The organism is Sphingomonas sp. SORGH_AS_0438 (assembly GCF_031453475.1).
Classification (GTDB): Bacteria; Pseudomonadota; Alphaproteobacteria; order Sphingomonadales; family Sphingomonadaceae; genus Sphingomonas.
In genome coordinates this window covers 3,429,532-3,455,154 of the sequence record NZ_JAVIZS010000001.1, presented here as the reverse complement: position 1 = coordinate 3,455,154, position 25,623 = coordinate 3,429,532, and the positions used below count along the sequence as shown (strand labels likewise).

The window sequence follows — 25,623 nt, the reverse complement described above, 5'->3', positions numbered from 1 at the left end:
CGGTTGACATCCCCGCGTTTTTTTCATGGGCTTGGTGTCGTGCAACCGATCAACCACATCGTCATCGTCGGCGGCGGGACCGCCGGCTGGCTGACCGCCGGGACCATCGCCGCGCGGCACAAGGGCCGCATGGCCCATGGCTTCACCGTCACCCTGGTCGAATCGCCCAATGTGCCGATCATCGGCGTCGGCGAGGGCACCTGGCCGACGCTGCGCACCACGCTGCGCCGCATGGGTGTGTCGGAGACCGAATTCTTCCGCCAGTGCGACGCTGCGTTCAAGCAGGGCGCGCTGTTCGCCGGCTGGACCACTGGCGCGGCGGACGACGCCTATTACCACCCGCTGATGCTGCCGCAGGGCTTCGGGCAGCTCAACCTGGCGCAACACTGGCTGGCCGATCCGGCGGCGGCGAATTTCTGCGACAGCGTGACGCCGCAGGGCCGGATCTGCGATGCGGGGCTGGCGCCCAAGACGATCGCCACGCCCGAATATGAGGGGCCGGCCAACTACGCCTATCACCTCGACGCGGGGAAGTTCTCCGCCTTCCTGCAACGTCATTGCACCGAAAATCTCGGCGTGCGCCATGTGCTGGCCGATGTGCGCGAGGTGCGGATGACCGAGGGCGGCGACATAGCCGCGGTCCGCACCGAACAGGCCGGGGAGATCGCCGGCGACCTGTTCGTCGACTGCACCGGCTTCGCCGCCAGGCTGATCGGCGAGGCGATGGGCGTGCCGTTCCGCAGCTGCGCCGATACCCTGTTCTGCGACACCGCGCTCGCCATCCAGATGCCATATGCGGATGAGGACGCCCCCATCGCCTCGCACACCAAGTCCACCGCGCAATCGGCGGGCTGGATCTGGGATATCGGCCTGCCGACCCGGCGCGGCGTCGGCCATGTCTTCTCCAGCAGCCACATCAGCGTGGACGAGGCCGAACGCGAACTCCGCGCCTATCTGGGCGAAGGCGCGCGCGACCTGCCGATGCGCACGCTCAAGATCCGCGCCGGGCATCGCGAGACCTTCTGGAAGGGCAATTGCGTCGCGGTCGGACTGGCGGCGGGGTTCCTGGAGCCGCTGGAAGCCTCGGCCATCGTGCTGATCGAACTGTCCGCCAAGCTGATCGCCGAACAGATGCCGGCGTGCCGCGAGGTGATGGGCACCATCGCCGCGCGCTTCAACGCGACGACGCAGTATCGTTGGGGCCGGATCATCGATTTCCTCAAGCTCCATTATGCGCTGACCCAGCGGCGCGACACCGACTTCTGGCGCGACAATGTCCGCCCGGAGACGATCCCCGACCGGTTGCGCGGGCTGATGGAGCTGTGGCGCTGGAACGCCCCCTGGATGCACGACGAGTTCGATCGCGCCGACGAGGTGTTCCCGGCGGCCAGCTATCAATATGTCCTCTACGGCATGGGCCATCGCAGCGCGGTGACGCCGGGCAGCCTGGACGCGGAGGCGGTGCAGGCCAGCCGCGCCTGGCGCGAGAATCGCAGCCAGACCGAGCGGATGCTCGCCGGCCTGCCCCGCCATCGCGACCTGATCCGCAAGATCCATCAGCACGGGATGCCGACCCTATGACCCGCCATTGCGCCGCCCTGCTCGCCACCGCCGCGCTGTTCGCCGCCGCGCCCGCCATCGCCGCGCCGCGGCTGGACGGGGCGATCGGCGACCATGCCGTGCTGCAACGCGACCAGCCGATCCGGCTGCGCGGCACGGCGGCGCCGGGCGAGACGGTGATGATCGGGCTGGCCGGGCGCAGCGTCACCGCCAAGGCAGATCGCGACGGCCGGTTCGAGGCGCGCCTCCCCGCCCTGCCCGCCGGTGGCCCCTATGACCTGACCATCGCCGCGCCGAGCGGGGCCGGCATGATCCGCGACCTGCTGATCGGCGACGTCTTCCTCTGCTCGGGACAGAGCAACATGGAGATGCCGGTCGACGCCGCGCAGCAATGGATCGCCGACGCCCGGCCGCCGGTCGACGACAAGTTGCGGCTGGTGACGATCGACAAGGTCGCCAGCGACACGCCGCTCACCCGCTTCGCGCAGAGCCCGCAATGGAAGGTTGCGGGGCCGGAAACGGCGCGCGCCTTCTCCGCCGCCTGTTTCTACATGGTGCAGGCGCTGCGCCGCAGCCAGGACGTGCCGATCGGCGCGATCGCGTCGAGCTGGGGCGGGTCGCGGATCAGCGCGTGGCTGGACGGCGCGGGGCTGCGCCGCGCCGGCATGGCGGCGGAGGCCGACCTGCTTGCGCTCCACGCCCGCGATCCCGCCGCCGCGCAAACGCGCGCCTCGACCGTCTGGGAGAATTGGTGGCGGCAGAAGAGCGGCGACGCAGCCGGTCGCGAACCCTGGCAGCCGGACGCCGCGCTCGACTGGAAGCCGGTGCCGGCGATCGGCAATTTCGAAAAATGGGGCGTTCCCGAACTCGCCGACTATAACGGCATGATCTGGTACGGCCGCGAGATCATGCTGACTCCCGAACAGGCGCGCGGGGTCGCGACGCTGGCGATCGGCGCGGTCGACGATGCGGATCGCACCTGGGTCAACGGCGTCGGCGTCGGCGGCAGCAGCCTGGCGTCGCAGCCCCGCATCTATGCCCTGCCCGCCGGGACGCTGAAGGCGGGACGCAATGTCGTCACCGTCAATGACGACGATGTCTATGCGCTGGGCGGCATGACCGGCCCGGTCGAGGCGATGGCGCTGACCCTGGCGGACGGGACCCGCATCCCGCTCGGCACCGGCTGGCGCTATGCGGTGGCGCGCAAGGTCGAGGGCGATGCGCCGCGCGTGCCCTGGGACGATATCAACGGCGCGGGTACGCTCTACAACGGCATGATCGCGCCGCTGGGGCCGATCGGACTGGCCGGCGTCGCCTGGTACCAGGGCGAGTCGGACACCGGACTGCCCGGCTATGAGGCGCGGCTAACCGCGATGATGGCGGCGTGGCGCGCGCAGTTCGGCCGCGCCGACCTGCCGCTCGCGATCGTGCAGCTCGCCGATTACGGCAAGCCCGCCACCCGCCCCGGCGACAGCGGCTGGGCGACGGTGCGCGAGGACCAGCGGCGGATGGCGGCGCGCGACGGCCATGCCGGCGTCGCGGTGGCGATCGACCTGGGCGACCCGATCGACATCCATCCGGGCGAGAAGCATGAGGTCGGGCAGCGACTGGCGCGGGTGATGCGGTCGCTCGCCTATCGCTCGCCCGATTCGATGGGACCCGCGATCGGCGCGGCCGCGCGGACCGCCGATGGCGGCGCGCGCCTGCGCATCGACGGCGTGACGGGCGCGCTGCACATGCGCTCCTCGGGCCAGGCGATCGGCTTCGAACTGTGCGGCGCGGCGCCCGGCAGCTGCCGCTATGCCAGCGCCGTGGCGGACGGTACGGCGGTGACGCTGGCGGGTGACGGCAAGCCGGTGACGCGCATCCGCTATGCCTGGGCGGACAGCCCGGTCGTCAATGTGTTCGACGACGCCGCGCTGCCGCTCGGCCCCTTTGAGATCGCGCTGCCCTGATCCCGGACCTGAAGGATCGGGACGGCGGACACGACATCGCATCCATCCCCATCGTCATGGAGTCGCCACGCGCGCCATGACGGCCAGGGGCACCCCCGCAAAAGGCGGGTCATAAGAGAGAGGAACGGCGATCATGCGCAACGAGATTCGGACCCGGCGCGGATTGGTGCTGGCGGCGATGCTGCTGGCGGGCGCGCCGGTGATGGCGCAGGGCCCCGCGCCGGATGCCACGGTCGCCGCCGCCGACCGCGCCGCCACGGCGCTGGTCGCGAAGCTGACGGTCGCGGAGAAGATCGACCAGTTGCTCAACGCCGCGCCGGCAATCCCGCGCCTGAACGTCCCGGCCTATAACTGGTGGACCGAGTCGCTGCACGGCGCGCTGGGCCCGGTGCCGACGACCAACTTCCCCGAGCCCATCGGCCTGGCCGCCAGCTTCGATGCGCCGCTGCTCCACGAGGTGGCGGGCGCGATCGGGACCGAGGTGCGCGCGCTCCACACGATGGGCCGCGCCACCGGCCATATCGGCACGATGGGCAGCGCGCTGAACACCTGGTCGCCCAATATCAACATCTTCCGCGACCCGCGCTGGGGGCGCGGCCAGGAAACCTATGGCGAGGACCCCTATCTGACCGCGACGATGGGCGTCGCCTATGTGCGCGGCGTGCAGGGGCCGGACGCCGCCCGGCCGCGGGTGATCGCCACCCCGAAGCATTTCGCCGTGCATAGCGGGCCGGAGCCGACCCGCCACACCGTCGACATCCAGGTCTCGCCGCACGACCTGGAGGACACCTACCTCCCCGCCTTCCGCGCCGCGATCGTCGAGGGGCAGGCGGGATCGGTGATGTGCGCCTATAACCGCGTCGACGGCCAGCCCGCCTGTGGCAGCACGATGCTGCTGACCGATCACCTGCGCGGGGCCTGGGGCTTTCGCGGCTATGTCGTGTCGGACTGCGACGCGGTGGTCGATATCTCCGACCATCACCATTATGCGCCCGACCCCGCATCGGGCGTGGCGGTGGCGCTGAAGGCGGGCGTCGACAATGAGTGCAACAACGCCACCCTGTCGCGCACGCCGGGCCTGGGCGACCGTTATCGCGAGGCGCTGCGGCGCGGGCTGATCGGCGAGGCCGATATGGACCGCGCGCTCGTCCGGCTGTTCTCCGCGCGCTATCGCACCGGCGACCTGGCCGGGATACGCCCCGCCGATCCGGTGCCGGCCTCGGCGATCGACTCGCCCGCGCACCGCGCGCTGGCGCTGAAGATGGCGACCGAAAGCCTGGTGCTGCTCAAGAATGACGGCGTGCTGCCCTTGAAGCCCGGCGCGCGGATCGCGCTGGTCGGGCCGCTGGCGGATGCGACGCGCGTGCTGCGCGGCAATTATTCCTCGACGCAGAGCGCGCCGCCCGTCTCGGTGCGTGACGGGCTGGTCCAGGCGATGGGCGCGGACCGGGTGACGCAGGTGCCGTTCACCGCCTCGATCACCGATGGCGACCCGGTGCCCGACAGCGCCTTCGTCACCCCGGACGGGCAGCCAGGCCTGCGCGCCGACTATTACAACGCGACCGCGGCCACCGGCACCCCCGCCTATCCCGACCGGCCGGTGGTGACCCGGACCGAAGCCGGCCTGCGCTCCGCCGCCAGCGCGTTGACGCAGGTCGGCGAGCGGCACAAGCTGGTCTGGACGGGCGCCCTGGTCGCACCGGAAACCGGCACCTATCGGCTGGCGCTGACCGGGGTGAAGGGACAGATCGACATCGCCGGCGGCAGCCCCGTCACCGCCACCGCCTATAGCCGCTGGGCCGAACCGCTGAAGCTGACCGAGGTGCAGCTGGTCAAGGGCCGGCGCTATCCCCTGCGTCTCCAGATGGAGGCCGGCAATAGCGGCCAGCCCGGCGTGTTCTGGAAGCGCATTGCCGCCACCGCGATGCAGGACATGGCCATGGCGGCGAAACAGGCGGATGTGGTCGTCGCCGTGGTCGGCCTGACCGCCGACCTGGAGGGCGAGGAGATGCCGGTGAAGGTCGAGGGCTTTGCCGGCGGCGACCGCACCGCGCTCGACCTGCCCGCCGACCAGCGCGCGATGCTCGACGCCGCCTATGCGACCGGCAAGCCGGTGGTGGTGGTGGCGATGAACGGCAGCGCCATCGACCTGTCCCAGGCCAAGGCGCGCGGCGCCGCGATCCTGGAGGCCTGGTATCCCGGCCAGTCGGGCGGGCAGGCGGTCGCCGATGTGCTGACCGGGCGGAGCAACCCGGCCGGGCGGCTGCCGCTGACCTTCTATCGCAGCGTCGCCGACCTGCCGCCCTTCGACGATTATCGCATGGCCGGGCGCACCTATCGCTATTTCACCGGCACGCCCGTCTACCCGTTCGGCCATGGCCTCAGCTATACGCGCTTCGCCTATGGCCCGTTGCGGGTGACCCCGGCGGCGGGCGGCGCGGCGGCGGGCCTGCGGGTCGTCACCCAGGTGAAGAATGTCGGCGGCCGCGCGGGCGACGAGGTGGCGCAGCTCTATCTCGGCTTCCCCGACGCGCCCGGTGCGCCGCGCATCGCGCTGCGCGGCTTCCGCCGGCTGGCGCTCCAGCCGGGGCAGGCGGCGGAGGTCCGCTTCGACCTGTCGCCGCGCGACCTGAGCGGGGTGACGCCCGAGGGCGTGCGCCAGGTGATGGCCGGCCGCTACACGGTCAGCGTCGGATCGGGCCAGCCGGGCACCGGCGTTCCCGTCCGGTCGGCGACCTTCGACGCCAAGGCCTCCGCACCGCTGCCCAAATAAGCAAAGGGGCGCTCGCGACCATCGCCGCGCGCGCCCCTATCCTGTCCGGACCCGAAGGATCAGGCGGCGTAGCGCACCACCGTCTTGCGACGGCGCATCGTCGCGCCGAGCAGGCCGAAGCCGACCGCCATCAGCGCCCAGGTCGCCGGCTCCGGCACCGCGGCAGCGGTCGAGGCAACCGAGAAGCTGGCATTGCGGCTGTGCAGTTCCCAGCCACCCCAGCCATAGGCGTTGGCGAACATGCCCATGCGGACGTTCGATGCCGTCGACCAGTCGATCGCCGCCAGCGCGCTGTTCAGGCTGGCGAGCTGGTCGACGTCGGCGGTGAAAGCAATCGTCTGGGCACCATGGCGGGCGCTGGCGACGGTGGCTTGCCAGACGCGCGAGGTCCCCACGACCAACGCAAGGCGCAGGCCGTTGTCATCGGTCTGTCCACCCCAACCCTGGTCCCAGACGGTCGCGGTGCTGGTCAGGCTGCTGATCAGATTGGTGCCCTTGGCCAGGGCGATCGCCCCCAGTTCGTCCGACCGCCACTGGCTGTAGCTGTCGAAATTGGCGGCGGTCGCCGACTGCACCGTAGTGGCGGCTGCGGCCTGCTGCACCGGCGCGACAACGGCAGCGGCACAGAGCGTGGCAAGTGCGAAATTCTTCATGACATAGCCCCCTGTTCGATCGCGGGTGACAGCGATCTTCTGCGCTCGCTATCGAGAGAATAGCGCGATCGAACAAGGTCAGACGGTTTCGGTTAATGATCCGTTACGGGATTCTTAATGGTTAACAACTTGCTTGATTTGCAAAATCATTAACAAGTTCATCACCCTGCTCGAACATTCTAGAAATTGTCGTGTAGGCGAAGGGCAATAATATTGGCCGGCCCGCGATCACGATTGTAGCCGGGGGCCACGACATGCTGCCCGTCCAGGCTGAGATCGAAGCCTTTGGTGACCTGCGCGGCATAATAGAGCTCGACGATCCGCTCCGCTCCCGGATGCGGCAGGCGCCCGTCGCCGACCAGCACGCCCAGACCGCCTTCGTCCAGATAGCGGCGATGCGCGGCCGAGATGCCGTTGACGATCCCGATCAGCCCCAGCCGGTCGGCGGGCCGGTGCCAGCCCCCGCCCGCCAGCGATAGGCCGAGCTGCGCCGTCCGGTCGATATCGGTGAAGTCATAAGGCTCGATCGCGCCATCGGCGAGGCCGGCGCGCGCGAACAGGCCGAGTGTATTGGTCAGCGACTGCTCCAGGTTCATATGGACGCCGAGCCGCGTCATCCGCCGCCGCGTCGCCGCCGGGTCGATCGGTTTCCCATGGGCCCGCGCATAGGCCAGCGCGTCGTCGAAGCGGCTGAACCGCCCGCGATTGCGGAAGACGGTCAGCCGCACCCGCCCCCGGCCGGCCGGCCACCGCATGGCGATGCTCCAGCTCGGCATCGAGCTGATATTGGCCGAAGCCGCGTTCCAGCGTCTCGCCATTGGGGACGGTGGACAGGTTGAACAGCCCGCCGCGCAGCGTCCATGCCCCGCGATAGGCCTCCACCGCGATGCCGGTCGCATAGCCCCAGGCATCGGCCGCATAGTCGAAGCTGCCCGTATCCACCGCTGACCAGTTGAGGAAGTCGCCGCGCGGATCATGGGCATAGGCATTGGTGTCGAACACGTCGCCGACGCCGAATTTGCCCGCCGTCACCACGATCCGGTCCGCGTCGCGCTGGCCGGCGAGCTGGTTGGCGGCGGCGGCCACCGTCTCGCGCGGGCCGCCCAGGCCGATGGTCTGGCGCAGAAAGGCGCGCTGCCAGCGCAGATAGGGGGCGCTGCGCCCGACCTTATAGGCCTCGGCACTCGGAAATCCGGCGACGCCCAGCGTGTTGGACAGGCCGAAGCCTTGGTCGATCTCCGGATTGATCCACAGCTCCGCGCCCGCCCAGGGGCGGGCGCCGATAAAGGCGGTGGCGTCGATCGTCTCGCGCAGCTGATGCGGCGTCAGGCTGTTCGCGCCGGCATAGGGACTGTCGAAGCCGCCGACGCCCTGCACCACTAGCGTGGCCTGGCCATGGATCGCCCAGTCCTGCGCCACCGGCGGGGGGGCGGCGATCTGCGCGGTGGCGGGGATCGCCGTGCCGACCAGGCAGGCGGGGATGGCGGAACGGCAAAGGGCGCGCACGGTCGCGCCAAGCGGGAAACGGGTCATGACAGCTCCATCGGATGGGGAAGCCCCAGGCCCGGTGGCGCCGCCCGATCCAGCCTCAGGCTGTCACAAAGCGGCCGCTTCAGACCTGCGGTGGCGATCGGGACAGCGGACGCCGCAGCGCCTACTGTCGCCCTCGCCGGATGAGGGGTTGGATCGAGACATGGTCGTCCTGTGCTGATGTCGGGCCGGACCAGCCGGTCGACGCGCGCCCGATGGCAGCGCTTGGCGACCCGTTCAAGCGCAAATATCCCGCAGCCGGAAGGCGACCGTCAGCCCTCCCGCCGAAGCCCCCATTGATCATAGACATAGCGCCGCTCGCCCAGTTGGAAGCGATGATCGTCCAGCCTGACGGGTGCCTCGCCCGGGGCGACTCGACCGACCATCCAGGCCGGCAGGGCGATGCGGGTGATCGCCCTCCCGAACGGCCCGGCGAGCGGTGTCTCGAGGTCGAGCAGCAGGTCGCGCGCGCCCAGCCGCGTCGCCGCCGCCTCGCCCGCCTCGCCGAACACCAGGGTCGTGAAGCGCTGCGACAGGTCGAGCGCGATCCGCGTCGCCGCCTGCCCCTCCGCCAGCGTCCCGCCCGCGCGCTCCGCCGCATGATTGATCCAGGCGGTGCCGCCTTCCCGCGCCACGCCGGCCAGCGCCTCGGGATGGAGCGCGCCTTCGACCAGCCGGCGATTGTCGCGCGGGAGGACGATCTCGGGATTCGCCTCGATCTGGCGGAGCGTCGATTCGATCTGGACCAGATTGGGATAGACGATGCCCAGGCCATGGCCCCCGCCCCCCTTGCCGAGCAATGGCGTCAGGTCGCGCGCGGACGGACGCAGCACCAGGACACGCGCCTCGCCATGGGCACCGCGATCGGCGCGGGCATGCCGGTGCAACCGGCCGATGCGCTGGAGCAACACGTCGATCGGCGCCAGATCGGTGATGAGATAGTCGGCATCGATATCGAGCGACTGTTCCAGCGTCTGGGTGCCGACCAGCACGCGACCGCCCGCTATCCGCTGTTTGCCGAACGCCGCCTCGACCGCCTGGTCGAGCGCCTTCCGATCGTCAGGCGCGAAGCGGCCGTGATGGAGCGTCGCCACGTCGTTCACCTTGAACGCCAGATCGTCGGCCAGCGCCGCGACCGCTTGCGCCACCGCAACGGCGTCGGCCACGCTGTTGCGCACGACCAGCACCGCCGCGCCGGCCCGCGCCGCTTCGACCGCGCGGGCGGCGATCGCGGCGGGGTCGTGGATCAGCCCCTCCGCAGCGATCCGCACCCGCTTGCCCGCCCCGGCTCCCGCCACGGCGTGCGGGGCGGCGCCGCGACCAGACAGCGCCGGATAGGGCTGCGCCATCGCCTCGTCCCGGCAGGGGCACGGCGTCTTCAACAGCGTCGCCCGCGCCGCCGCGCCCAGCGTCGCCGACAGCAGCAGCGCCTGCCCGCCGACCCCGACATGATGGTCGAGCAGCCGGTCGAGCAGCCCGGTCATATAGGCGTCGGAGGCATGGACCTCGTCCACCACCAACAGGCTGCGCGCCAGCACGCTCGCGCGGAACAGCGCATGTTTCACCGGCAACGTGCCGAGCAGCGCCTGGTCGATCGTGCCGACCGCGACCCGCGCCGCCAGGAAGCGATTGGCGCGCTCCGCCGCCCAGCGCGAATCCTCCGCGCCGCCCGGCTCCCCCCCATCCCAGCGGACCGCATAGCCGGGCAGGGCCTGTCCCCGCGCGTCGCCCGATTGCCAATAGCCGGGCACCGCCAGCACGGCTTCCGGCGCGTCCGCGCCCCAGACGCGCTTCAGCATATCGTTGACGCGGCCGTGCAGATGCACCGCCGCCGACCGCGTCGGCAGCGCGAAGAACAGTCCGTCGACCATCGCCTGCCGCCGCAGCTCCAGCCAGCGCCAGAGCGCCGCCTCGGTCTTGCCCGACCCGGTCTCCGCCTCGATCAGCGCGACCGGCCCCAGTGCGGGATCGGCCGCCGCCGTTTGGAAGCCGCGTGGCGCATGGATGAAGGCATCGGCGAAGCTGATCGCCGACGGCGTCTCCAGCGGCAGCAGCCCGCGGGCCTGCGCCGCCGCCTGCGCCTGTTCATGCCGCATCCCGTCCCGCGCCGCGCCATGCGGACCAGCGATGGGAAACCGCCCCGTATCGGAGCCGAGCCAGTCGGCCAGCGTCACCAGCCCCGCGAACAGCGCGACGAAGCGCGGCGCGTCGGGCAGCCCCGGCCCCGCCGCCCAGGCGAGAGGCCAGCGCGCGTGCACCGCCTCCACCAGATCGACGACCGCCCGGCCGGGATCATGGCCGTCGACGGCGATCCAGTGGCGGACATGGTCCTGCCAGGGCGGCACCCCCATCATCGGCGGCGGGCCGAATTCGGGCAGCGGCTTGCCATGATGCGCCATCACCGCGGCGAAATGGTCGACCACGCCCCAATCGGCGATGATCGCGCGCAGCAACCCCGCCGCCGCGCCCTGTTTCAGCACCGGGTCGCGCAGCAGCGCCGCGACCGGCCCGGTATGGCCGATCGGGGGCCGGCTACGGTCCGTCCGGGCCTGGAACCCGCGATTGGCCTTGCCGAGATCGTGCAGCACGGCGAGCACGATCAACCGGGCCCGGTCCTGTTCGGTCAGGGGGCGTCCCGCCGCCGCTTCCAGATACGGCGCCCAGCTCGGCAAGATCGCCGTCAGCGCGGCGCCGACATCCAGACAATGATCGACCAGCGGCAGGGATGCGATGATCTTGTCATCCGCATCCCGTTGCAGCTTTGCCCAAGCCTCGTTGATTTGCATCATTATACCATTTCTAGATACCTCTTACCTATTTCAAGTCCGATTGCATCCGCAAACCTGATCCGTAGCGGAGGCAAAAGCAAACCAACGCCTCGGGAACGGCCCCAACCGAGATTGGATATGCCCTGATCCTCTCACAGTCTGGCACCGGGGAGGACAAGTCTTCGCATGACCGAGACCGTATCCTATCGCGGCAAGATACCGGGCATCGGTCAATTCGTCTCGTTGCGCGGCCGTCTATGGATGGTCGAGGCGGAACCGGATGGACCTTTGGGCGACCATCGCCTCGCCTGTATCGACGACGATGCCAGCGGCGAGGACGCCCGCATCTTGTGGAGCGCGGAGATCGACGCCCGCCTGCACGATGAAGAGGCGTGGGAGACGCTCGGCGCGCAGGGCAGTCCGGTCGGCGGCGACGCGGCGAGCTTCTCGGCCTATCTGCGCACGGTCCGCTGGCGCACCGCGACCGCGGCCGAGCGCGACCTGTTCCAGGCGCCGTTCCGCGCCGGCATCCGGCTCGATCCCTATCAGTTGCTGCCCCTGCGCAAGGCGTTGCGGCTGCCGCGCGTCAACCTGCTGATCGCCGACGATGTCGGGCTGGGCAAGACGGTGGAGGCGGGGCTGGTGCTGCGCGAACTGCTGCTGCGCCGCCGGGTCGACTATACCGTGGTGATCGCGCCGGCGGCGATGACCGGGCAATGGCGCGACGAGTTGCAGAGCAAGTTCGGCCTGGGCTTCGAGATCGTCGATGCGCGCCATCTGGAGACGTTGCGGCGACGGCGCGGCTATGGCGCCAATCCCTGGGCGGCGGGGTCGCGCTTCATCCTATCGCACCGGCTGCTGGGCGACGAGACCTATGTCGCCGGCCTGCGCGACGTGCTGGAGGACTTCCGCGCGCGGTCGCTGCTGATCCTGGACGAAGCGCATCATGCCGCGCCGGCGGGCGGCGGCCGCTATGCGGTGGAAAGCCAGTTCACACGGAGCGTGCGCGACCTGTCGGACCGGTTCGAACATCGCCTGTTCCTGTCCGCCACGCCGCATAACGGCCATGCCAACAGCTTCGCGACGCTGCTGGAGCTGCTCGACCCGCAACGCTTCACGCGCGGCGTGCCGGTCCGCCCCGCCGATCTGGAACCGGTGATGGTGCGCCGGTTGAAAAGCGACCTGCGCGCGCTCGGCGAACGCTTTCCCGAACGCGTGGTCGAACCGATCGTGATCGCCGACCTGCCCCCCGATTCGCCCGAACTGGTGCTGGCGGCGATGCTGGCGCGCTATCGCCGCTTGCGCGAGACGCGGATCGCGACGCTGCCGGGCGGGGCAGCGGCCCGCGCGCGGCTGGCGTTCGTCGGGCTGCAACAGCGGCTGCTGTCGTCCATCCCCGCCTTCGCCCGGACGCTGCGCGTGCATCTGGCCGGGCTGGACCGCGCGATCGCGGGCGAACCGCCCGCCATGCTGCCGGACGGCATGGTGCAGGCGCCGGAGCGCGCCGAGGAGGAAGCGGCGGCGCTCGACCGGCATCGCCAGGCCGAAGCCGCCCGCGCCGAGGCAGCGGCGATGGCCGGCGCGGCGGGATCGCCGCACGCACAGCTCGCTACCGAACGCACGCTCGCCGCCGAGATGCTGGCGGTGGCGGAGGCGGCGCGCAGCCTGCCCGATGCGCGGGTGCGCTGGCTGCTCAACTGGGCGCGCGCGCATCTGCTGGATGCCGCCGGCCATTGGCGGGACCAGCGGCTGATCCTGTTCACCGAATATGAGGATACGCGCCGCTGGCTCCAGCGCCAGCTGTCGGTGCTGCTCGACCCCGCCGACCCACACGAGGCGCGGCGGATCGACAGCTTCACCGGCCTGACCTCGACCGAGCGGCGCGAGGATATCAAGCGCGCGTTCAACGATCCGGGCGACCCGCTGCGCATCCTGATCTGCACCGATGCCGCGCGCGAGGGGATCAACCTGCAGGCGCAATGCCATGACCTGATCCATGTCGACCTGCCCTGGAACCCGTCGCGGCTGGAGCAGCGCAACGGCCGGATCGATCGCAAGCTGCAACCCAGCGCCACCGTCACCTGCCGCTATTTCGTCCATGCCGACCGGCCCGAGGACATGGTGCTCGACGCGCTGGTGCGGAAGACGGAGCTGATCCGCCGCCAGCTGGGGTCGGCGGGACAGGTGCTGGGCGCGCGTATCGCCGATCGGCTGGGTGCCGGCATCGACCGGGCCGCCGCCCGCGACCTGGCGGCGCGGATCACCGACGAGGCGGCGGACGAGCGGGTCCGCACGGCGATCCGCGACCTGGATGACGGCATGGCGGCCCGGCTTGCCCGGCTGCGCCGCGAACAGGCCGATCTCGCCGCGACGCTGGCCAGGGCACGGGCGCGGGTCGGGGTCGATCCGGGCGAGCTGCAATCGGTGGTCGGGCTGGCGCTGGCCCGCGCGGGGGCTGCGTGGCAGGACCCGGCGGCGGTCGGCGACACGCCGGTCTTCGCGCTCGACCAGGCCAGTCTGGCGGGTGATCCGAGCTGGCAGCCCCTGCTCGACGACCTGCGCGCCCGCCCCGCCCGACCGGGCGAGCGGCCCGGCGAATGGCGCGCCAGCGCCGACGCCGCCGTCCGCCGCGTCAGCTTCGCGCCCGCCATCCTGCCCGATGGCCGCGATGCCGGCGACGTGGTGCAACTGCATCTGGAGCATCGGCTGGTGCGGCGGCTGCTCGGCCGCTTCCTCTCCGCCGGCTTCCGCGAGGGGTTGGAGCGCGCCTGCGTGATCCGCACCGACGCCACCAGCGCGCCGCGCGTCGTGCTGCTCGGCCGGCTGGCGCTTTACGGCGAACAGGCGGCGCGCCTGCATGAGGAAGTGCTGGGCGTCGCCGCCGACTGGCGCGACCGGGCTCGGGGCGAGGGTCCGTTGCGCGCGCTGGCCGAGGGTCGCGAGGCGGAGGCGCGCGTGCTCGACGACCTGATCGCCGCCCTGAAGACCGCCCGGGATGCCGATCCCGACACCGCCCGCCGCGCGACGGCGGCGGCGGCGGCGGACGTGGCCGACCTGCGCCCGGTGCTGGAGGCGCGCGCGGCGCAGCGCCTGGACAAGGTGCAGGCCGAACTCACCCGTCGCGCCGCCGCCGAGGCGCGAAGCCTGGAGCAGTTGCTCGAACAGCGGATCGCCCGCATCCGGCGCGAGCGCGGCGCGGACGACGGGCAGCTCGCCTTGCTGCTCGATCCGCTGGAGGCCCGCCAGCGCGCCGCCGACCGCCGCTCCTGGGACCGGGCCGCGACCCGGCTGGACGACGAGCTGGTGCGCGAACCCGAACGGCTGCGCGCCGCCGCGCGCGTCCAGGCGCAGCGGCTGGAACCGATCGGCCTCGTCTATCTCTGGCCCGCCGCATGAGCGGCCCGATCCCCGGCGGGCAGCAGGACTGGATCGGCTATCTCCAGCCGGTCGGGCTGGTCGTCGCCCCCGCGGCGCTGGCACGGATCGGGCTGTGGCCGTCACCGCAGGGCGCGGCGGACGGCGCGGTGGTGGCGCGGGCGCTGGAGATGCTGGCCAGCGATCCCTGGCCGTTCTTCCGCGACGTGCTGGGCTGGCCCGCGGAACGGGTGGCGGGCGCGCCGGGCGGGCCGCCGCTGCCCCCGGACACCCGCTTCGCCCTTCCCGAACAGGATGTGGTGCTGGCGCCGGACTGGGCCGTGCTGGCCCCCGACGGATCGATCCAGCTGCTGGTGCGGATCGAGGCGGACGGGCTGGTGCTCGACCGACGCGGCACGCTGGACGGCTGGGAGGCGACCGCGCAGCAACGGTTCGAGCGGCTGCTCCGCGAAACCGGCATCGCCGCCGGGGTGATCGTCGGCGCGCGCGAAACGGGGCGACGCGACGGCCCCGTGACCGAGCCGATATTGCGGCTGGTCGTCGCGCCGCGCGGCGCCGCGTCGGGCCATATGAGCTGGCCGCTCGACGCCCTCCCCCACGTCCCCGCACGGGCGATGCTGGCGGGGCTGAAGCTGCTGCTCGACGATCATGCGCTGTTCACCGGCCCGCCCTCGCACCGTCTGTCCACCATGCTGGCGGAAAGCCGCGCCGCGCAGGCGGACGTGTCGAGCCGGCTGGCGGGGCAGGTGCTGGCCAGCCTGCACGAATTGCTGCGCGGGCTGGACGCGGCCAATCGCCCCCGCATCCGGGCGCTGGCCGCACGCGATCCGCAGCATCTGTACGAAGGTGTGCTGACCGTGCTGCTGCGGCTAGTCTTCATCCTCTATGCGGAGGATCGCGGGCTGATGCCGTCGCAAACGGATGCGGCGGCGGTGACGCTCTACGAACAGGGCTTCGCCCTGGGCGGCCTGCATCTGCGGCTGTGCGACGATGCCGCGCTCTATCCGGACACGATGGACGAGCGGCGCGGGGCCTGGGGCCGGTTGATGGCGCTGTTCCGGCTGGTCGATCAGGGCCACCCCTCCGGCTTCATGCAGAAGCGCGGCGGCAAGCTGTTCGACGAGCGCCGGTTCCCCTTCCTGCTCGGCCGCGACACGTCCGACGATCCGGAGCGGGTGCTGGCGGTCGGCGATGGCTGCGTGCGGCGCGTGCTCGACAAGCTGTTGATGCTGAAGGGCGAGCGCATCGCCTATCGCGCGCTCAGCGTCGAGCAGATCGGCTCGGTCTATGAGACCGTGATGGGCTTCACCGTCCAATGCGCGCGCGGGCCGATGCTGGCGATCCGCGCGGGCAAGGGCAATCGGGTGCCGGTCTGGGTCGACCTAGCTGCGCTCGCCGCGACCAGGGGCAGCGATCGCGAGAAATGGCTGAAGGCGGAGACGGGGCGCGGCACCTTCCCGGTCGCCGTCACACGCGCGCTTCGCGCCGCGATCGATGCTGATACGCTGGCGGCGGCGCTGGCCCCGGTGGCGGATCTGCGCGCCTGCCCGCTCGGCCAGCCGGTCGCGGCGGGCACGCCGATCCTGCAACCGACCGACGAGCGGCGGCGCACCGGCAGCCACTATACCCCGCCCGCCATCTCGCGCCCGATCGTCGCCCATGCGCTCGCCCCCGCGCTCGCACGGATCGGCGCGGCGGCGCGGCCGGCGGCGGTGCTGGACCTGAAGCTGTGCGATCCCGCCGCCGGATCGGGCGCACTGCTGGTCGAGGCATGTCGCCAGCTCGCCGAGCGGCTGGTCGCGGCCTGGACCCGCTGGCCCGCCGAGCGCCCGACCATTCCCGCCGACGAGGACGAACTGCTCCACGCCAAGCGGCTGGTGGCGCAGCATTGCCTGCACGGCGTCGACCGCAACCCGCTGGCGATCGACATCGCCAAGCTGTCGCTGTGGCTGGAGACGCTGGCGAGCAAACATGAGTTCACCTTCCTCGACGATGTGCTGCGCTGTGGCGACAGCCTGGTCGGCCTGCCCAATCCCAAGATCGCCGCCGTCACCTGGGGCCAGGTCTCCGGGCAGCACGGTTTCGTCGGGACGATCGTGCGCGAGGGGATCGAGGCGGCCGCGCATCTGCGCCGGCTGATCCGCGCCGAGGCGGAGATCGCGTCCTATGCCGTGCAGGAGGCGCGCCACCGTGCCGCGACCGAGCGTCTGCAACACGCGCATCTGGTCGCCGATGCGGTGATCTGGGCCTATCTGTCGGGCAGCGGCGCGCGCGACCGGGCGACGCGGCTGGCGGAGGTGCAGCACTGCGTCCTGGCCGGGGGCGCGGACAGCTGGGCGCGGCTGGCGGCATGGCGCGCTGAACTGCACGCTGCGCCGATCGGCATCACCTGCTTCCACTGGGAGCTGGAATTCGACGACGTGTTCAGCCGGTCCCGCCCCGGCTTCGACGTGATCATCGGCAATCCGCCCTATGCCGGCAAGAACACGATCGCGGCGGGCCATCCGCCCGCCTATCCCGACTGGCTGAAAACGCTGCACGACGGCGCGCACGGCAATGCCGATCTCGCCGCGCATTTCTTCCGCCGCGCCTTCGACCTGCTGCGGCCGGGCGGCGCGTTCGGGCTGATCGCGACCAACACCATCCGCCAGGGCGATACGCGCGACACCGGCCTGACCCGCATCCTGCGGGACGGCGGCACCATCTATCATGCGATCAGCCGCCAGCCCTGGGAGGGCGAGGCGGCGGTGGTGGTGGCGCAGGTGTTCGTGCACAAGCCCGGCGCGGACGCCCCGCCGCCGGCGATGCTGGACGGCCGCCCGGTGCGGCGCATCTCCGCCTATCTGATGGAGGGGGATCTGGACGGGTCGCCGGCGGTGTTGCGGGCGAATGCGGGGAAGGCGTTCCAGGGTTCCATCCTGCTAGGCATGGGTTTCACCTTCGATGATGGAAACGCGGCGAAAGGAAAATCATCCAGCCTTGCCGATCTGAATACCTTGATGGCGGAGAGTCCCGCAACTGATCAGGTAATCTTCCCCTTCCTCGGCGCTGATGAGATCAACAATTCACCTCGTCATGCTCATAGCCGCTATTCCATCAACTTTCGGGATTTCCCGCTTGAGCGTCGCGCGAGCGGAGAGTCGTGGCAGGCACTGACCGCAGTCCAACGCGCCGACCAGCTACGTCGCGGCATCGTGGCACGGGACTACCCCGATCCTGTCGCACAGGACTGGCCAGAAGCGCTCTCGATCATCGAGCGGCTGGTGAAGCCAGTTCGTGCACAGGACAACAGGGCCGTCTATCGGCAACGTTGGTGGCAATATGCGGAGCGTCGTGTCGACCTCTACCGCAGTATTGCGCCGTGCGATCATGTCTTGGCCATCGGGGCCGCGGCACTGGCGCACCATGCCTTTGCCCGCCTGCCGGCAAACCTGATCTATTCGCATAAGCTGATCGTGTTCGCGCTGCCCCGTCTGTCGCATTTTGCGATCCTGCAATCCCGACTGCATGAGATATGGAACCGCACCTTCGGCAGCACCTTCGGCGACGCACCGACCTATAATCCCACGCAGGTTTTCGAGACCTTCCCCCTGCCGCCCGGCCATGACGACGCGCCCGTGCTGGAAGCGGCGGGATGCGCCTATCACGACCACCGCGCCGCGCTGATGATCGCGCGCGATCAGGGAATGACGCCGACCTATAACCGCTTCCACCGCGCGACCGACATGGCCGAGGATATCGAACGCCTGCGCGCGCTCCACCACGCGATGGATCGCGCCGTGCTGTCGGCCTATGGCTGGGACGATCTGGCCGAGGCCGCCGCCCCCGTCTTCCTCGATGCCGAGAGCGAGGACGACCATCGCTACCAGGGCCGGCTGTTCTGGCCCGCGCCGTTCCGCGACGCGGTGCTGGCGCGCCTGCTCAGGCTGAACGAGGATCGGGCACGGATGGAGCGCATGTTGTGAGCATGGACGCGAGCGGCGTCCGCGCCGAGCTGGTGCGGCGGTTGCGCTGCAACCTGATCGGCCCGAGCGAGCCGGAGGATCACGACCTCGCCGCCGAACGCCTGCCCGAGGGGGAGAGTCCGTCGCGCTGGTATCTGGCCGGCTTCATCGCGCCGTCGGGCGAACCCACCATTGAGGCCGATCCGATCGCGGACGGCGACTGGGACGAGGTGGACCCGATCCTCGACCCCGGCTTCGGCGCGGGCGGCGCGGCCGGCGAACTGGACGACGATCCCGAACCGCCACCCGCCCGCCGCCGCTTCCTGCCGAGCGCGATCGGCCTGTCGACCATGGTCGGGGCCATGGTGCAGGCGCTGGACGTGACGATCGACTGGGGCGACTATGTGCCCGAGCCGCCGCTGCCGATCGACCTGCTCGACAGCGGTGGCGAACCGCGCGGCGCCCCGATCGGCTGGCGGCGCGTCGCCTGTCGCCACCGCCTCACCCTGGCGCTGCCCCGGGAGGCGGGGATCGCCTATCACGCGCTGCCCGGCACGGGCGCGACCGCCCGGCCCGGCGGCGGGCTGGAACTGGCGGTGCGCGCCCGCCCCTTCGCCCTGCCGCTGGCGACGGGGGGCACGCGCGCGGTGCAGGTCGTCACGCTCTTCCTGGTCAACAAGCGGCAGGAGCCGGCCTCGCGCTACCGCGACCTGGCCTATGCCTATCAGGTGCGCCTCACGCTGGACTGCGCGGCGGGCTTCGTCGCGCAGGGCGACCTGTCGCGCATTGCCCGCGACGATTGGGACGACCAGCTCGCCGACCTCCATTATCGCAACAGCGCCGCCTATGCCGCCGGCCTGGGTTGCGCCGCCGCGCATGAAACGGACGCGGACGGGGTGGTGCGCCGGGTCCATACCACCCACCTGCCCCGCGCCGCCGTCGAGCGCACCGTCGCCGCCCCGGTGGCGGGCGTCACCTTCGGGATGGACCGGCTGGCCGAACTGGCGGGCGGCGATGGGCATGCGCTGCACGCCGCGCTCGCCCCGCTGGTTGCGGCCTATGCGGACTGGTCGGTCGCGCAGCATGCCGCCGCCGCCGCGCCCGACATCGCCGGGGCGGCGCAGCGGGTCCGCACCGCCGCCGCCCTGCTCGCCGCGCAGGACGAGGCGCGCGCCCGCATCGCCGAGGGGCTGGCCCTGCTGGCGGACGACGCGCGCGTCCGCACCGCCTTCGCCATCGCCAATCGCGCGGTCGCCGATGCCACCCGCGCGCGCCGGCCCGCCGACACCGCCCCGGCCTGGCGGCCGTTCCAGCTCGCCTTCCTACTGCTCAACCTGGCCGCCATGGCCGATCCGCGCCATCCCGATCGCGACACGGCCGACCTGCTCTTCTTCCCGACCGGCGGCGGCAAGACCGAGGCCTATCTGGGCCTCGCCGCCTTCACCATCGCGCTGCGCCGGCTGGGGGCGGACGGACTGCTGGGCGCGGGCGTGGCGGTGATCATGCGCTACACGCTGCGGCTGCTGACGCTCGACCAGCTGGATCGCGCCGCCGGGCTGGTCTGCGCGCTGGAGCTGCTGCGCACCGGGCCGGACTATCGCGACGAAGGGGGCCGGCCGCGGCTCGGCACCTGGCCGATCGAGATCGGATTATGGGTCGGCTCCGACGCCAGCCCCAACCGCCTGGGCGGCAAGGGCGACAGGAGCGAGGGCAGTGCCGTCAAGCGCGTCCGCGCCTATGCCACCGGCCGCGATCCCCGCGCGCCGGCCCCGATCAAGGCGTGCCCGTGGTGCGACACCGCCTTCACGTCGCACAGCTTCCGCTGCGTGCCCAACGCCGATGCGCCGACCAATCTGGAGCTGCGCTGCGTCAACCACGCCTGCCCCTTCACCGGCGACCGCGCGCTGCCGGTGGTGACGGTGGACGAGGCGATCTACCGCCGCCTGCCCGCCTTTCTGATCGCGACGATCGACAAGTTCGCCGCCCTGCCCTGGAACGGACCGGCGGGCGCCTTTTTCGGGCATGTCGACCGGGCGGACGAGGCCGGCTTCTACGGCGCGAGCGAGCCGGGCCAGGGCCGCGCGCTCGGCGGCGGCCATCGGCTCGCGCCGCCCGACCTGGTGGTGCAGGACGAGCTGCACCTGATCTCCGGCCCGCTCGGCACCGTCGCCGCCCTGTACGAGGCGGCGATCGACCGGCTGGCGACGCGCATCGTCGGCGGGCAGCGGGTGCGGCCCAAGATCATCGCCTCGACCGCCACGGTGCGGCGCGCGCGCGACCAGATCCGCGCGCTGTTCGACCGGGACGAGACGCGCATCTTCCCGCCGCCCGGCCTGTCCCCGCGCGACAGCTTCTTCGCGCGGACCGAAGTGGAAAGCGCCGCGAACCCGGCGCGCTGGTATGTCGGCATCGCGGCGGCCGGGCGCGGGCCGAAACTGGTGTTCCTCCAGGCGCTGGTGACGCTGCTCGGCGCGGCGCAGGGGCTGGCGGAACACGGCGGCGAGGCCGACGCCTATCGCACCGCGCTCTGCTATTTCAACGCGCTGCGCGAACTGGGCGGCGCGCGCCGGATCGTCGAGGACGAGGTGGCGGCGCGGCTGGCCCATTATGGCGCGCGCCGGCGGCGGCTGGAGCCGGTGGACCGGCCGTTCGGCGACCGCCTCCTCACCGAACCGGTCGAGCTGACCTCGCGCGTCTCGACCGATCAGGTCGCGGCGGCGAAGCGGCGGCTGGAGGCGCGGTTCGACCAGCCGGGCGGCGATGCGCCGGTCGATGTGGCGCTGGCCACCAACATGATCTCGGTCGGGCTCGACATCGACCGGCTGGGGCTGATGCTGGTCCAGGGCCAGCCCAAGACGGCGGCCGAATATATCCAGGCGACCAGCCGCGTCGGCCGCAATCCGGCCCGGCCCGGACTGGTCGTGGTGGTGCTCAACGTCCACCGCCCCCGCGACCGGATGCATTTCGAGCAGTTCGGGCCGTTCCACGACACCTTCTACCGCGCGGTGGAGGCGACCAGCGTCACCCCCTGGTCACCGCCCGCGCTCGATCGGTCGCTGGCGGCGGTGGTGGTCGCGATCGCGCGGCATCTCGACCCGGCGCTGACGCCCGCCGACGCGGTCGCGCGCTTGCGCGACGCGCCCGACACCCGTGCCGAGGTGGTCCGCCATCTGGTCGAGCGCGCGCCGCCCGATATCGAGGGCGGGCGCGACCGGCTGGCCGCGACGATCGCGACGCTGCTCGACGACTGGACCGCCACGGCCGACGAACAGGGCGCGACCGGCGGCCGCTTCACCTATGCGGACCGGCCGCACCGCTTGCTGCATCCGCCGCTCAACCCGGCGCTCGACCAGTTGCGGCCCGGCCATGCCCGCTTCCAGGCGGGGTGGAGCATGCGGGACGTCGAGCCGGGCGTGCTGATCAAGCCGCGCGGGCCGGATGGCGAACGGGTCGCGGGCGCGGGAGACCTGATGTGAGGATGGGGGCATGACGGGCAAGCGCATCACGCTGCGCCAATCGCAACTGGTGCTGGGCTTCGGCCCCGGCGCGATGGTCGACCTGCCGACACGATCGGTGGTGATCGGCGGGCTCGACCTGTGGCACATGCGCGAGCGGGGCAGCTGGCGGCCGGTCCACGAACCGCGCGCGGTGGCGGTGCTGGAGACGCTGCTGCGCGGCAATGGCCGGCTGGCGGAGGATGCCAGGCTGACCCTGCGCACCCCGCCCGCCGATGACGAGAACCGCGTCGCCACGGGCGCGGGCGAGCTGCCGGGGGTGGAGGCGCGGATCTTCCCCGCCTGGTTCGTCACGCGCGACGCGGAGGAGACGGGCGACCTGCGCCGTCGCCGGCTGGTCCGCTGGCGCGACCTCAATCCGCGCGGTCGCGCCGAGTTCGTCGACGATGACGGCCGCCGCGTCGCGGTGACGCCGATCCGCTTCGTCGCGGGATGCCGCAAGGGGCATTTGCAGGATATCGACTGGCACAATGTCGTCCATGTCCGCGACCATCATGCTCCGCCCGCCAACCGCTGCGCGCAGCCGCTCTGGCTGGAGGAGCGCGGGACGTCGGGCGATCCCGCCTCGACGCGGGTGGTGTGCGGCTGCGGCGCGGGCGCTGTCGCTGCGCGACGCGCAGGCGGACGGGCGGTTCGGCAGATGCCTGGGCCGCCGCCCCTGGCTGCGCACCAACGAGCCGGGCGATTGCGGCGAACAGCTCCGCTTCCTTACCCGCACCGCGACCAACGCCTATTTCCCGCAGGTGCTGACCGTGATCTCGCTCCCCGCCGCCGAGGACGAGCTGTCGCGGCTGGTCGAAGCGCATCTGGACGCGATCGACTGGGTGACGACGGAGGCGGAGATGGCGATGGCGCGGCGCGCCAATCCGGCGCTGCGCGCGACGCTGGCGGGATGGAGCGATGCCGAGATCGTCGCCCGCATCGCGCAGCTGCGCCGCACCGGTCACCAGACGCTGGCCAAGGCGCCCAAGGTCGCCGAGTTCGACCTGCTGGCGTGCGGCGATGCCGAGATCGGTTCCGACGCACCCGATGCGCGGCTCCATGCCCGGACCCTGACCCGCGACCAGTGGGACGGCGAGCGCCCCCGCCTGTCGTCGATCGCATCGGCGGTGGCGGTGCATCGGCTGCGCGAGGTCGCCTGCCTCTATGGCTTCACCCGGTTCGAAGCCGCGCCGACCGCGATCGACGGCGATCTGGAGGACCTCCATCTGGCGGTGGAGGGCGCGGCGCTGGCGACCGAGCTCGACTGGCTGCCGGCGGTGGAGCAGCGCGGCGAGGGGCTGTTCCTGCGCTTCGACCCGCAGGCGCTCCACGACTGGCTGGTCCGCCCGGCGGTGCAGGCGCGGGGCGAGGCGCTGCTCAGCGGCTGGGAGCGGTGGCGCACGGCCCAAGCCTATGCCGACCGGCTGCGCTTTCCCCGGCTGGCCTATTATGCGCTGCACAGCTTCTCGCACGCGCTGATGAACGAGATCGCGCTCGACTGCGGCTATCCCGCCACGGCGTTGAAGGAGCGGCTCTATGCGATCGTGGACGACGAGGGCGAGCGGTTCGGCCTGCTCCTCTACACTGCCTCGACCGGGGCGCAGGGGACGCTGGGCGGGCTGGTCGCGGTGCTGCCCCGACTGGGCGCGATCGCCGAGCGTGCGCTCGACCGGCTGGCCCTGTGCAGCGGCGACCCGATCTGCGCCGAACACGACCCCGCCGCCCATGGCGACGAACGCGCGCTGAGCGGCGCGGCCTGCCACCATTGCCTGCTGGTCGCGGAGACGAGTTGCGAGGCGCGCAACCTGTATCTCGACCGCGCGCTGGCGGTGCCGACCGTGCTGGCGGGGGATGCGGCGTTGTTCGGGTGACGCTGGTTCCCGCGACCGGACAGAAGATTGCACCATGATGGACGCAAGCCCCGCATTCGCCTTGACCCAAACTTGTCCTGCCGTTCTCTTGGACAGCGGGAGGGGTGAATGATCGGATGGCGTGACGAGACCGACCAAGTGCATCGCGGCTCGCTGTTCGCGGCCTTCGCGGCACTGGCGCGGGGCGCGGCATGGAGCTTCCCGGCGCTGCGCCCGCACCAGCGCGAGCCGTGGCACGCCTTCACCGTGCAGGTGGCGGCGCTGGCGCTGATCCGCGCGGGGGTCGATACGTTGCCGGAAAACGAGGCGGCGTGGCGCGACCTGCTGCTCGGCCTGACGCCCGGACAGCCTGAGGCATGGCAACTGGTGGTCGACGACTGGACCAGGCCGGCATTGCTCCAGCCGCCGATCGTCGCGCCGGGGGACAAGGCCGCGTACAAGAACCGGCTGGGCACGCCCGATGCGCTCGACATGCTGGTGACAGCGAAGAATCACGATCTGAAGCAGGAGCGGATGATCGGAGCCGGCGACGAGGACTGGCTGTTCGCGCTGGTGACGCTCCAGACCAGCGAAGGCTTTCTAGGCGCCGGTAATTACGGGATTTCCCGGATGAACGGCGGCTTCGCCAGCCGGATGAGCCTGGGCGTTCGGCCGGACAGTGGCGGGGCGGCGTCCGGTTTCCGCCGGGACGTGCCACGTCTGGTTGCGAATGCGCGGGCGCGGACCGACCGGCGCACCGGCACCGCGCTGCTATGGACGGTGCCGTGGGACGGTACGCGGTCGCTCGACTTCAACGAGCTGGACGAACTCTATGTCGAGATCTGCCGTCGCATCCGGCTGCGCCGCGACGAGGGCGGCGCCATCGCAGCGCTGGCGGCCGGCTCCAAGGCCGCGCGCGTCGCCGCCGGCGAGATCAAGGGACGGACGGACGATCCCTGGGCCCCGCTGAAGGCGGACGGATCGTCCAGCCACACGCCGACGGGCGCGGGCTTCGGCTATCGCCAGATGGCGACCTTGCTCGATCCCGCGAAGATCACCCTGCCCCTGCTCGCCGTGCCGCATGGCGATGACGCCGCGACCGGCCTGTCGATCGTGGCGGCGGCGCTGGTGCGGGGACAGGGCAAGACCGAAGGGCTGCACCGCCGCGCCGTGGCGATCAGCCGGCAGGTGGAGGACGCGTTCGGCGACCAGGTGCCGCTCGACCGGATCGGCGCGGTCGCCGGGGTCCGGGCGGGCGAGGCGAACGAGGCGGGCCGGAGACGGCGCGACTGGACGACGATGCCGCCAAGAAGAAAACCAATCGCTGGCTCAATGCGTTCGATCGGACGGTGGACGCCGCGTTCTTCGACACATCCTTCTGGGCGGAAGTGGCGGCCCCCTCGGGCGATCACCGCGTCGCGTGGCGGACCTGGTTGCGCGCCACCGCCAGCGATGTGTTCGAGACGGCGGCGGAGGCCGCGCCGCGCACCGAAATCCGACGCATCCGCGCCAGGGTTCGCGCCCGCGCTTTCTTCGACGGACAGATGGGGAAGTGGATGCAGGAGGTGCGCCATGGCGAGTAACCCGAGCGGCGGAACGGTCGCCGCACCCCCGATCAGGTCCAAGACTCCGGTCGAGTCGATCGCCGGGCAGATCGCGCATCTGTCCAGCGGCGACCGGGCGCAGTTGCGGCCTGTACCTGACCGGACGGCATGAGG

Annotated in this window: 11 protein-coding genes and 1 pseudogene; 8 read left to right on the top strand and 4 right to left on the bottom strand. The window is 71.5% G+C overall.

Annotated features, from left to right (window positions below; translation table 11 throughout):
* Window positions 1–39: 39 nt before the first annotated feature.
* From QE452_RS16275 to QE452_RS16265, 3 genes are all read left to right on the top strand, one after another.
* Complete coding sequence (locus QE452_RS16275; RefSeq protein WP_309659242.1) at window positions 40–1,581, top strand: tryptophan 7-halogenase; 1,542 nt, start codon at window positions 40–42, stop codon at window positions 1,579–1,581.
* Window positions 1,578–3,515 carry a sialate O-acetylesterase gene (locus QE452_RS16270; protein WP_309659243.1) on the top strand — a complete coding sequence of 646 codons (1,938 nt, stop codon included), beginning with the start codon at window positions 1,578–1,580 and terminating at the stop codon, window positions 3,513–3,515. Before QE452_RS16275 ends, QE452_RS16270 begins: the two co-directional genes overlap by 4 nt.
* A 133-nt stretch (window positions 3,516–3,648) precedes the next feature.
* Window positions 3,649–6,288: a glycoside hydrolase family 3 C-terminal domain-containing protein gene (locus tag QE452_RS16265; protein ID WP_405052777.1), complete on the top strand. Its 2,640-nt coding sequence runs from the start codon at window positions 3,649–3,651 to the stop codon at window positions 6,286–6,288.
* A 59-nt stretch (window positions 6,289–6,347) separates the two neighbouring features.
* Here the strand turns inward: QE452_RS16265 and QE452_RS16260 are convergent, their stop codons facing one another.
* The 3 genes and pseudogenes from QE452_RS16260 to cas3 all read right to left on the bottom strand — a co-directional run bounded on the left by QE452_RS16260 (window position 6,348) and on the right by cas3 (window position 11,260).
* The gene (locus QE452_RS16260) at window positions 6,348–6,941 is read right to left on the bottom strand and encodes a PEPxxWA-CTERM sorting domain-containing protein (RefSeq protein ID WP_309659244.1); all 594 of its coding nucleotides are present in this window, start codon (window positions 6,939–6,941) and stop codon (window positions 6,348–6,350) included.
* Window positions 6,942–7,120: 179 nt separating this feature from the next.
* Window positions 7,121–8,474, bottom strand: a pseudogene (locus QE452_RS16255) (carbohydrate porin).
* Window positions 8,475–8,743: 269 nt separating this feature from the next.
* Entirely contained in the window at window positions 8,744–11,260 is a 2,517-nt protein-coding gene (gene cas3 / locus QE452_RS16250) for a CRISPR-associated helicase Cas3' (RefSeq protein WP_309730383.1), read from the bottom strand.
* 165 nt (window positions 11,261–11,425) lie between these two features.
* Between cas3 and drmD the strand changes: the two genes are divergently transcribed.
* From drmD to drmA, 3 genes are read left to right on the top strand one after another with little or no spacing between them, the layout of a single operon-like run.
* Window positions 11,426–14,635, top strand: a complete 3,210-nt coding sequence (gene drmD / locus QE452_RS16245; RefSeq protein ID WP_309659247.1) for a DISARM system SNF2-like helicase DrmD — start codon at window positions 11,426–11,428, stop codon at window positions 14,633–14,635.
* Window positions 14,632–18,579 carry an Eco57I restriction-modification methylase domain-containing protein gene (locus QE452_RS16240; protein WP_309730380.1) on the top strand — a complete coding sequence of 1,316 codons (3,948 nt, stop codon included), beginning with the start codon at window positions 14,632–14,634 and terminating at the stop codon, window positions 18,577–18,579. Before drmD ends, QE452_RS16240 begins: the two co-directional genes overlap by 4 nt.
* A 2-nt stretch (window positions 18,580–18,581) precedes the next feature.
* Complete coding sequence (gene drmA, locus QE452_RS16235) at window positions 18,582–22,034, top strand: DISARM system helicase DrmA (protein ID WP_309730558.1); 3,453 nt, start codon at window positions 18,582–18,584, stop codon at window positions 22,032–22,034.
* Here drmA and QE452_RS16230 read toward each other — a convergent pair.
* The gene (locus tag QE452_RS16230; RefSeq protein WP_309730377.1) at window positions 21,979–22,554 is read right to left on the bottom strand and encodes a hypothetical protein; all 576 of its coding nucleotides are present in this window, start codon (window positions 22,552–22,554) and stop codon (window positions 21,979–21,981) included. The genes drmA and QE452_RS16230 overlap by 56 nt on opposite strands.
* Here QE452_RS16230 and QE452_RS16225 point away from each other — a divergent pair.
* Together QE452_RS16225 and QE452_RS16220 are read left to right on the top strand one after the other, a co-directional pair.
* Window positions 22,544–23,926 (top strand): DUF1998 domain-containing protein, encoded by a 1,383-nt coding sequence (locus QE452_RS16225; RefSeq protein WP_309730374.1) that lies wholly within the window; start codon window positions 22,544–22,546, stop codon window positions 23,924–23,926. The two genes, QE452_RS16230 and QE452_RS16225, sit on opposite strands and share 11 nt — an antisense overlap.
* A gap of 108 nt (window positions 23,927–24,034) precedes the next feature.
* Window positions 24,035–25,621, top strand: coding sequence for a hypothetical protein (locus QE452_RS16220; protein ID WP_309659250.1), 1,587 nt, complete (start codon window positions 24,035–24,037; stop codon window positions 25,619–25,621).
* Window positions 25,622–25,623: the final 2 nt, after the last annotated feature.

Excerpts from the sequence above, each read along its gene's own strand:
- QE452_RS16225 (WP_309730374.1), top strand. The coding sequence starts at position 22,544 with ATGTCGTCCATGTCCGCGACCATCATGCTCCGCCCGCCAACCGCTGCG.
- QE452_RS16270 (WP_309659243.1), top strand. The coding sequence starts at position 1,578 with ATGACCCGCCATTGCGCCGCCCTGCTCGCCACCGCCGCGCTGTTCGCC.
- cas3 (WP_309730383.1), bottom strand. The coding sequence starts at position 11,260 with ATGATGCAAATCAACGAGGCTTGGGCAAAGCTGCAACGGGATGCGGAT.
- QE452_RS16230 (WP_309730377.1), bottom strand. The coding sequence starts at position 22,554 with ATGGACGACATTGTGCCAGTCGATATCCTGCAAATGCCCCTTGCGGCA.
- QE452_RS16240 (WP_309730380.1), top strand. The coding sequence starts at position 14,632 with ATGAGCGGCCCGATCCCCGGCGGGCAGCAGGACTGGATCGGCTATCTC.
- QE452_RS16265 (WP_405052777.1), top strand. The coding sequence starts at position 3,649 with ATGCGCAACGAGATTCGGACCCGGCGCGGATTGGTGCTGGCGGCGATG.
- drmA (WP_309730558.1), top strand. The coding sequence starts at position 18,582 with ATGGACGCGAGCGGCGTCCGCGCCGAGCTGGTGCGGCGGTTGCGCTGC.
- QE452_RS16260 (WP_309659244.1), bottom strand. The coding sequence starts at position 6,941 with ATGAAGAATTTCGCACTTGCCACGCTCTGTGCCGCTGCCGTTGTCGCG.
- QE452_RS16220 (WP_309659250.1), top strand. The coding sequence starts at position 24,035 with ATGATCGGATGGCGTGACGAGACCGACCAAGTGCATCGCGGCTCGCTG.
- drmD (WP_309659247.1), top strand. The coding sequence starts at position 11,426 with ATGACCGAGACCGTATCCTATCGCGGCAAGATACCGGGCATCGGTCAA.